Below are 10,180 nucleotides of genomic sequence, written 5' to 3'. Positions count from 1 at the left end.
TTTCCGGGGCGCTGTATTTATTTTATGTCTGTAACCTTGAAACCGTTTTTATTCGACCAATACGCCGACATAATAGTTGAACGTATCGATATCAATATTATCTTTCGTTAAACCGGCTATTTTAATCGGTCTGAAACGTTGATCCAATTGGATAAGTTCTCTTTTTTGACCTTTTACCCCAATATGTATAGGCATATGGAAGCCTTTGACTTCACTGATCCATCGGCCCAAGACTCTCCCTGAAGGATCTTGCTTGATTTCCAGTGTAGGAATGGCGCTATGCTGTACATACTGCTCAAATACTTTTAAAAGGTCTAAACCGGATTGCTGGTTTACGTAGTTGACAATATCATTATAATCGACTTGCTGATGATAAAACTTGCTGTTTAATCCCCGGAGAATATTTCGCCACTTTTCATCATTGTCCATCATCGTACGGATCATGTTGAGCATAACACCGCCTTTAGGGTACATATCGCCAGATCCTTCTTTATTGACGTGGTAGGGGCCCTGAATGGGGCTGTCATTTTGGATTCCACTTCGGATACCATGAGCGTACGCTTGGCTAGCTTCTTTGCCATAGAAATAGTCGATAAATAAACCTTCAGAATAGTTCGTGAAGCTTTCATGGATCCACATATCGGCCAGATCAGCGGAGGTTATATTGTTGCCAAACCATTCGTGGCCAGATTCGTGGACCACAATAAAATCCCATTTATGTCCCCAGCCAGTTCCCGACGCATCCCCGCCACGATAGCCATTTTGATAATGGTTTCCATAGGCGATGGCACTTTGGTGTTCCATGCCTGTATGGTAGGTTTCAACAAGCTTATAGCCATCTTCATAGAACGGATATGGACCAAACCAATGTTCAAAAGCCTCTAAGGTCTGGTTGGCATTTTTTTGAAGATGAGCTTTCTTTTCTGCCGTATCATTTTCGCGCAAGATATAGTAATCTATATCCAATAGTCCTTTTTCACCTTTATATTTTTCTTTAAAATGAACATAATCGCCGATATTGATGGCGACATTGTAGTTGTTGATCGGATTGGCGACTTTCCAATGGTATTTGGTATAACCATCCTTCATTTTTTCTACTTTGACCAGGCGACCATTGGATACATTCATCACCTCTTTTGGGACGGCAATGGAAATCATCATACTATCCACTTCATCGGATTGATGGTCTTTGTTTGGCCACCAGACACTCGCGCCCATACCCTGGCATGCGGTTGCTACCCACGGTTTGCCCTTGCTGTCTTTTTTCCAGTCAAAGCCACCATCCCATGGAGCTTTAACCGCCTCTGTAGGATGACCTTCATAAAACACGGTAAATTCATCCTGTGTCCCTTTCTTGATCGCAGTAGGAAATTCGACAAAGACCGCATTGTGCTCTCTGGTAAAGGAAAGTTCTTTCCCTTTATAAATGACTTTATTTACTTTTAAATTTGCAAAAAGATCAAATTGCAGGCGGTTAAAATCAGTCGTGGCCTTGAAACGGAAAAGGTTTGAACCTGAAATATATTTATTATCTATATCCACCTTAACATCCAGATGATAGTATTGGATGTCGTAGCAGGTGCGTAATGGCGTCAGGTATCCGCGCAGTGAATCCGCTCTTGTGAATTCATTTTTTTCTTTCATCAGCTGCGCTGCCGATTGCTGTATACCTGCGGTCAATAGACCGCAGGTACCCAATGCATATAACAGTATTTTTTTCATTTTTAAATAATAACGATTCAGTCTATCTTCCTCCCGGAGGACAATGTAATTTTAGATAGTTTGTAAATAATGTCCTTAAATGCTCATGTGTGCCCTGTCCCTCGCTAATTGAATGGCTGCGGTTTGGATAAGACATCAGCTGGAACTGCACGTTATTTTTGATCAGTTCATTGATCAGGACTTCGGCATTTTGATAGTGCACATTGTCGTCTCCAGTTCCATGGATGTAGAGTAGGTTGCCTTTGATATTTTTTGCATATTTCAGTGGCGAGCCGTTTTCAAAGTCCGCCAGATTTTCTTGCGGAAGGCCCATATAGCGTTCTTGGTATACATTGTCGTATAGTAACTGATTGGCTACCGCTGCAATGGCAATACCGGTTTTATAGATCTGCGGATATTGCCCCAATAGGTTAAGCGTACTCGATCCGCCACCGCTCCAGCCCCAAACGGCCACGCGTGAATTGTCGACAAACGGCCATTTCAGTATTTCTTGCGTTGCTAAAGCCTGATCGCGAATATTGAGCTGTCCGATATTGCGGTAGATGCTTTTTCGCCAAGAGCTGCCTTTAGGAGCAGGCGTTCCGCGATTATCCAACGAAATATAAATATAACCGTCCTGTGCCATATTTCCTTTATATAGACTGTTATAACCTGCACCAAAATTGTCTATCACAGTTTGCGATGCGGGTTCGCCATAAACCATAAAGACAACAGGATACTTTTTATTGGGATCGAAATCCAGGGGCTTTACCATCCAGCCATCTAATTCAATGCCGTCGGTGGTTTTAACTTTAAAAAATTCCGCAATGCCGTCGCTGACTTTCTTTTCACGTTTCAGTTCAAAGTCGACGCGTATTTTGTGGGTCGGTAATTCAATAACAGCATTGTGCTGTAATGTTGTCCGGTTGCTAAAGTTGAAGATGGCGATTTTACCGTCTTTTGAAATATCATAATCGCAGGTTCCTTCGTATGAGGCTGGTGTAAGTCGTTTTGGAACGCCACCTTTTGTAGACACGCTGTAAAGATATTTTTGTGTCGCATTGCTTGGCGAGGCCGTAAAATAAATGGTTTCATTTTTCGGATCAAAAAAATCAAGATTGATCATATCATAATCGGCTTTCATAACCAGCTTCTCATTTCCTGCTAGATCGATCTGGTAAATTTTGCGCCAACCGTCTTTTTCGGATACCCAGATGAAGGCCTTTCCACCTTGAACCCAGTCCCATCCGGAAGGATCATTGTTGTTCCACCGTGCTTTGATATCAATCCACGAATCGCTTTGCTCCTGATGTATGTTTTGCCCTTTATTATTGGAAAGCGCAACAGTATAAATCTTACTCTCATTCTGTTTTCTATTGAGCTGCTCCAGAATAAGTTGTTTGCTATCCAGGCACCATTCCATACGGGGGATGTAATGCTGGTTGGGATCTCCGGGGATATTGATCTTTGTGCTCTTTTCATTTGCAAGTTCATAAGTCCATATGGAGCAGGCACTCGGTGATTGTCCAACTTTAGGATACTCCACAGGAATGGTGTAGGAGTAGAGGCTATCGGTATTGTTGATCATTAGAAAATTGCGAATGTTGCGGGCATCAAGCTTCCAATAGGCAATGGAAGCACCGTCCGGCGACCAACGGAAACCGTCTTTACAACCAAATTCTTCTTCGTATACCCAGTCGAAAGTACCATTGATTAAACGGTCTGTACCATCGTTAGTAACCGAAACAATGCTGCCATTGGCGAGATCCTCGAGGTAAATATTATGGTCAGCTTTGTTCACGTAAGCTACTTTATCTGCTTGCGGGTTAAACTTCGCAAACATCAGTTGCGAGGCTGGGAATTTCTTGCCTAGTTGCTGCAATTGATTGGTCTTCTTGTTGTAAACCCAATAGTCACCTCGCGTATTCTCTCGCCATACTCTTTTGCTATTGGTATAGATCAAAATAAGCTCCTTATTTTTGGAGATGGAAAAATTTTCGACTTTTAAGGCTGCCGTTGCGCCTTTCGGAATAAGTAATTGTTGCGAAAGGAAGACTGTTCGCATGCCATTTATCGGATTTACCGTTTCTATTCCCTTGTCGGAAAATTCATAATACTGGTCACCCTGATCTGTCCACAATCGCTGTGCAACAAGTAAATTTGGCGCATAAAAAACCAGTATAAGGATAATAAAGATTAACTGTTTAATTTTGTTCATTTGTTTATCTGTTTTTTTTAAGAATCCCCAAAAAAGATTTCAGTTCACTTTCAAGGTTTTATCACGAGTTTATTTAGTCAATTGGATTGTCTTTAAGCTGATAGATTTCCTGGATTTCACGTTCAAGGTATTGTCCGAGACGTCGGTATCCATTCTGCTCGATCAAGTAATTGTCTTCAATACGAACCCCACCAAAATCAAGGTGTTTATTTAAGAAATCATAGTTGATAAATTCTTTGTGTAAATTTTGTTGCTCCCAAAGCTGCGTTAGTTCTGGAATAATATAGATGCCAGGTTCAACGGTTAGCACATTACCAGCTTCCAGTTTCTTACCGAGCCGCAGCGATTTAATGCCAAAAGTTTGGGTATCCTTTGGTTCTGCTTCGGTATATCCAACATATTGCTCGCCGAGATCTTCCATATCATGTACATCGAGGCCGAGCATATGGCCGAGTCCACATTGAAAGAAAAGTGCATGGGCATGGTTCGCGACAGCATCTTGCGTATTCCCTTTCATAAATCCTGTTTGTATAAGTCCGTCTACAAGCGCTTCACAAGCTTTTAAATGAATTTCTTTAAAGTGGATTCCGGCAGTCAGGAGCTGCTCTGCCGTTTTAAACGCATGTAAAACAATCTGGTATATTTCCTCTTGTAACGCAGTGAAACGTTTTCCTACAGGAAAGGTTCTGGTCAAGTCTGACGCATAGCCCATAGCGGTTTCGACGCCCGAATCATTGAGAAGCAGATCACCTGCATAAAGTTGGTGAAATTGCATATGATTGTGTAGGATTTCACCCCGTTTTGTAACTATCGGTGGATAGGAGAAGGAGGTACCCTGATCTTGCGCAAAATGCTGCATGGCATTACTGATCTGATATTCGTAACAATCAGGTTTTGTCATACGCATAGCGATACGATGCATCTCAACGGCAATATCTACCGCTTTCTCCAGTTCGAGGATTTCTTCTGCCGATTTAATGCTTCTATGTGCGACGACTGCTTTAATCAAAGCCACAGAGGGGGTGAGCTGATTTGCAGTACGGCCGGTTAGCTGCTCAAGTAATAATTTATTATGCGACTGATAAGGAGGAAGATAGTGAATATCCTCCTGTTTTCCTTTGCTAAGGTAGTCGAAAAGTTGATTGAAAGGCAGGATTTTGTCGATACCCGACAGGTCTGCCTTTTCAGCTAAAGTTTGCTGTTGACCCATCCACACAATATCATCGATTGTCATTTCGTCGCCAAATAATATGGTCTCGTTTTTTTCAGCATCCAATACGGCAGCCAAACGTGGACTTTTGATACCTATATAATATAAAAAGCTGCTGTCTTGACGAAATGGATAGGTATTGTGCTCAAAATTGATCGGATTTTCAATGTTACCTAGCAAAAGAATTTTGCCAGTTGTGAACTTTGATAACAGATTATTTCGGCGATTAAGATATATTTCTTTTTTGAACATAAGTTTTGGGAATTATTTGAAGTTGGATTGTCTAATTAGGTGCCTATTGTGTAATACGAATATCGTAAAATTTATGCGCTTCAAAATGATTTATTTAAAAGGTCTTTCTTTAATGTGTAGTGTTTGTTCTTGTTACAAATGATATGTTCTCCGTTTTTTATACTAAAAAGTGCTAAAAACGAAATTTAATAAAGTTCAATCTTTCTATTGAATAATAATTATCACAATTTATCAAAGTCTAATTGTATTTTAACCCATTTTTCCAATATAAATGGGTTTTTATTGTCAATTCGTTGTTTTGTGCGTGGTATTATTAGAGGATTATTAAATATTGTCGAATACTAAACATATTTTAGTATAGTATTTTTATGTTTTATTTCCAAGTCGTGTTGTTGCTTTGGAGTTGTTATATTTATGTTACTAAACAGTAAACATAAAACTAAACAAACCTATATGAAAACGCTCCAATTTATTGTGCCGACCATGCGAGGACAGAGTCTAACAATTCAAGAAGATATATTGGAAACTTTTTATCCTCATTTCCATCGACATCAAGAAGCTCAATTAATGTGGATAAAAAAAGGTAAGGGAGTTTTGATTGTGGAAGACACCTTACATCCTTTTAAGGAAAATGATATTTTCTTTTTGGGAGCGAATCAACCACATGTATTTAAGTCTGCCTCCCAGGACGGATTCTCGAATGAATCTCGCTCCGTTTCCATTTTTTTCGATCCAAATGGAAGGCTTAAATCGCTTTTTTCCCTGGAGGAATTTGAATCGTTGAATCAGTTTATTTATAACAACTCAAGAGGGTTTAAGGTTCCCGATTCATATTTTCCCCAAATAGCAGAACGGGTCTGTTTATTAAAATCTGCGGACCAAATGGATAAGTTAATGCACTTTTTCTATTTATTAAGAGCATTGGCAAATATTTCACGCGAGGCGGAAGCACTTTGTAACGAACGGGTGGAAGTTGCCTTTGATACGATGCACGGATCAAATCGCATTAATATCATCTGCAATTATATTAAGGAGCACTATAAAGACGAAATTACGCTGGAAGATGTTGCTGACCATGCAAATCTTACTCCACAGGCATTTTGTCGATATTTTAAAAAGCATTGTGGTGTAACTTTTGTTACCTACCTCAATAGAATAAGAGTCAAGGAAGTGTGTAATCAATTAAATGAAGATCACTTAGACAGTGTTTCATTTATTGCCTATAACTGCGGATTTAATAGCATTACCAATTTTAATCGGGTTTTTAAACAAATCGTAGGCTGCAATCCAAAAGAGTATGTGCAGCAATATAAACAAACGCTTTACTCTGTGATTTAGAATACAGTACCGAAATCAAGATTTAGGCTTGCCGCTAAAGTACAACAAGGCAACTATCGATTTAAAACTCGTAAAATGAAAGAACAGGTTTGCAGTGAGGCAACTTCCGTTGCCTCGCTGTTTTTTATAGCCTTTAAATAGCATCCTTTAATTGCTATTTTACCACATTTTAAATTCCAATGTACGTGTAAGACAGTTAGAATGTCCTCTCTTATCTTTTTTCGTCTTAATTTTTTTCGAATCAACTGTGGATCAAGTAGGAATTATATTATAGTTTTAGACAGTGCTTGTTCAGTGCTCGTTCAGTGTTTGTTCAGTGCTCGTTCAGTGTTTGTTCAGTGCTCGTTCAGTGATGACTCAGTGGAAACTGAATAACGAGTGACGAATCACTGTCTAAAAATTGATTGAAAATTGTGATTAGCTATAAGTTGATATGCAGATGTGATGCTAATTCTATACCCATTCGACTCCTGGAAATAAACCTAAAGACCTTCAAACAGGAATAACGATTCAAAAAAGCAGATCTATACGTGCAATTGATGAAAAAAATAGGCGAAAAAAAAAGGTTTTCAAACGGGGAGAATGAAAACCTTAAATAACCAATTATAAACCTAAATTATGATGCTACAAAGATAGTGTGTTTATTACACTTTGTCAAGATTTATTTCAAAAAAATTAAATCTTTTTGAAGACGATACTCGAATTGTGTCCTCCAAAGCCAAAGGCATTGCTCATTGCGGTCTGAACTGTTTTTTCCAGGGGCTGATTGACGACAATATGAATTCCTTCGGGAATATCGGGATCGATATTTTCAATATTAATTGTTGCAGGAATTACATTATTGTTGATGGATTTTATGGCAATGATTGCTTCGATAGCGCCGGCAGCTCCTAGTAAATGGCCTGTCATTGATTTGGTAGAACTGACCCAAAGATCGCCTGAGTTGCCAAAAGCCCGTTGCACGGCTTTAAGTTCGGCAATATCACCAACAGGCGTTGAAGTCGCGTGGAGATTTAAATAGTCAAGCTGGCTCGCATTGATTTTTGCTTCGTCCAGAGCTAATGACATGGCTTTGGCTGCCGCTATCCCTTCGGGATGGGGCGAGGTCATATGGTAAGCATCGGCGGTCATTGAAGCTCCAACAAGCTCCGCGTAAATTTTTGCGCCTCTTTTCTTGGCATGTTCATATTCTTCCAAGATGAGTGCTCCGGCACCTTCTCCCATGACAAAACCATCACGATCACGGTCAAAGGGTCTGCTTGCAGTCTGTGGACTATCATGTCGGCTCGACATGGCTTTCATGGCAGAAAAGCCGCCAACTGAAGCCGGGGTGATGGGGGCTTCTGAACCGCCACTGATGAAGACTTTGGCTTTGCCGAGCCTAATGTAATTAAAGGCGTCCATAAAGGCCGTATTGGATGTGGCACAAGCTGATACGGTGGTGTAATTGATTCCTTTTAAGCCATACTTCATTGAAATCATGCCTGAAGCCATATTCACAATAAGTCTAGGAACAAAGAAAGGACTGAATCTCGGTTTATAATCTCCCGTTACGTAAGCCTCAACTTCGTTTTCGAAAGTTTCCATTCCACCCTGACCAACACCCCAAATTACACCGATATCAAATGGATCCATGGTATCGAGATCTAGTCCCGAATCTTCCACCGCCTGCGCTGCACTGTACAAAGCATATTGCGTAAAGAGATCACTTCGTTTAATCTCATTTCTATCTAAGTATTTTTCGGGTTGAAAATGCTTAATTTCACTTGCAATCTGTGTTCGAAACAACGAGGCATCAAAACGGCTAATAAGCGTTGTGTGGTTCTCGCCCCGTAAAATGTTGTCCCAAAATATGTCTATATTTTCTCCCAGCGGGTTAATCGTTCCCATGCCAGTTATTACTACTCTTTCCATCTCTTTTTTTTTGATATAAATCTATTAATATACCAATTGGTATTTGTTTTTGTAAAAAAAATTACGCCTTGATCTCCCGATCCACCATATCCTTCATTTTATCCAATACAATGGCAAGATCTTTTGCTCGGCCGGAAATCTTGGAAAGCAGGATTCCGCCTTCAACCATAGCCATAAACGTAATGGCATAATTTTCGGTAGAAATATGCTGTTTAAATTCGCCGCTGGCAACTCCTTCTTCAAGGATTAGAATTAACCGCTGTTTCCAAAGGTCAAAAGAGCGTTTGACTTTAGGTGTTAGAAAAGACAGCGAGTCATCGGCCTCTACAGCCGCGTTCATCATAGGACAGCCTCCTGAAGCTGCGATATTTTTGAAATTTTCCTTGTAGAAATCTAGAAAAGACAAGAGTTTCTTTAACGCTGTTTTTTGCTGTATAATCTGCTGATTAACGGCTTCGGAGATTTTTTTGCTCTGATAGGTATACACATGAGTAGCCAGGTCATCTTTGTCCTTGAAATTACCATAGATACTTCCTTTTGTTAATCCTGTCGCTGTCGTGATGTCCGAGAGCGAAGTCGCAAAATAGCCTTTCTTATTAAAAATGGGCGCAGTTTTTTCAATGATATATTGCCGTGTCTGTTCTGCTTTTGACATGTTATTCCTGTTCTTTTAATGCAAATATAAAAAATACTTTTTGGTATATTAGTAATTTGTGCAGGAATGTCTTAGAAATTGGTTTTATTTCGCCTTTGAAATGCGATAGGTACAGCGAGGCGCGTTTTCGATGATGTATTCTGTTCTACAGATGCGATAGGCCGGACCGATGAGTTGCTGGAAATTATTCAGTTCTGACCGGCAAAATCCCTGACATTCGGTCGCTGCGGCACATATGGGGCAGTGATTTTCAATGAGAAGATAATCGTCGGCTTCTTTCCTCCATTCAGCCATATAGCCTTCCTCTGTTCTTTTTGCGGCTATAATTTCAAGTTTTTTTTCGATGGATTCAATACCTGATAGCGCTTCAGTATATTTCTGATATACCTTAGACTCCCGGTCACTAATCAGTAGATCCAGCGCATTCTCGCCAAGCACCTGTTTGATCGACTGCAACAATTGTACTGTAATGTCGGCATGACTATCTGGGAATCTTGCCATACCCTGTGGCGACAGACTGTAATAAGTCGAGGGGCGGCCTATACCTTCGCTACGGGCATTGGATACGATCAGGTTTTGATTCGCGAGGTTCAATAAATGTTTACGGGCGCCTTCTTTTGTTATCGCCAACGCTGTTGCAATCACAGCTGCTGTGGCTTCTCGGCGCATTTTTAATAACATCAATATTCGATCAGCTGGACTTTTCTGCATTTGACAATAAAAAAGTTGTTTTATGTACTACCAACAAAGATAGCATTTTTATTTTTTGTTCTAAGAAGTGTTTCAGATACAGGTTTAGTCTTTTCGAATTTAGTTTTATGACTTTAATAAAACAACTGTTTAGTTGTTTTATTAAAATTGATTCTCTAGTTTTGACTTATCATAAAAAACA

7 protein-coding genes are annotated in these 10,180 nt (G+C 40.0%); 1 reads left to right on the top strand and 6 read right to left on the bottom strand.

The features are described from left to right. Positions 1 to 48: 48 nt before the first annotated feature. From B3E92_RS13190 to B3E92_RS13180, 3 genes are all read right to left on the bottom strand, one after another. Entirely contained in the window at positions 49 to 1,722 is a 1,674-nt protein-coding gene (locus B3E92_RS13190; RefSeq protein ID WP_286897184.1) for a M1 family metallopeptidase, read from the bottom strand. Between the two features lie 22 nt (positions 1,723 to 1,744). After that, positions 1,745 to 3,919, bottom strand: a complete 2,175-nt coding sequence (locus B3E92_RS13185; RefSeq protein ID WP_286897182.1) for a S9 family peptidase — start codon at positions 3,917 to 3,919, stop codon at positions 1,745 to 1,747. 73 nt (positions 3,920 to 3,992) lie between these two features. Beyond that, a complete protein-coding gene (locus B3E92_RS13180; protein WP_115047957.1) occupies positions 3,993 to 5,381 on the bottom strand; it encodes an aminopeptidase P family protein in 1,389 nt (462 codons plus the stop codon). Between the two features lie 453 nt (positions 5,382 to 5,834). Here B3E92_RS13180 and B3E92_RS13175 point away from each other — a divergent pair, with 453 nt between their 5' ends. Next, positions 5,835 to 6,719 (top strand): AraC family transcriptional regulator, encoded by an 885-nt coding sequence (locus B3E92_RS13175; RefSeq protein ID WP_115049497.1) that lies wholly within the window; start codon positions 5,835 to 5,837, stop codon positions 6,717 to 6,719. 675 nt (positions 6,720 to 7,394) lie between these two features. Here B3E92_RS13175 and fabF read toward each other — a convergent pair. The 3 genes from fabF to B3E92_RS13160 all read right to left on the bottom strand — a co-directional run bounded on the left by fabF (position 7,395) and on the right by B3E92_RS13160 (position 9,999). Next, the gene (gene fabF / locus B3E92_RS13170) at positions 7,395 to 8,633 is read right to left on the bottom strand and encodes a beta-ketoacyl-ACP synthase II (protein ID WP_286897180.1); all 1,239 of its coding nucleotides are present in this window, start codon (positions 8,631 to 8,633) and stop codon (positions 7,395 to 7,397) included. A gap of 61 nt (positions 8,634 to 8,694) precedes the next feature. Continuing rightward, the gene (locus tag B3E92_RS13165; RefSeq protein ID WP_286769788.1) at positions 8,695 to 9,288 is read right to left on the bottom strand and encodes a TetR/AcrR family transcriptional regulator; all 594 of its coding nucleotides are present in this window, start codon (positions 9,286 to 9,288) and stop codon (positions 8,695 to 8,697) included. A gap of 84 nt (positions 9,289 to 9,372) precedes the next feature. Beyond that, positions 9,373 to 9,999, bottom strand: coding sequence for a helix-turn-helix transcriptional regulator (locus tag B3E92_RS13160; RefSeq protein WP_286769787.1), 627 nt, complete (start codon positions 9,997 to 9,999; stop codon positions 9,373 to 9,375). Positions 10,000 to 10,180 lie beyond the last annotated feature (181 nt).

The sequence above is a fragment of the Sphingobacterium sp. UBA6317 genome, assembly GCF_002440385.1.
Classification (GTDB): Bacteria; Bacteroidota; Bacteroidia; order Sphingobacteriales; family Sphingobacteriaceae; genus Sphingobacterium; species Sphingobacterium multivorum.
Note: the sequence above shows the minus strand (reverse complement) of the source record. Positions and strands in the feature narration are given on the sequence as shown.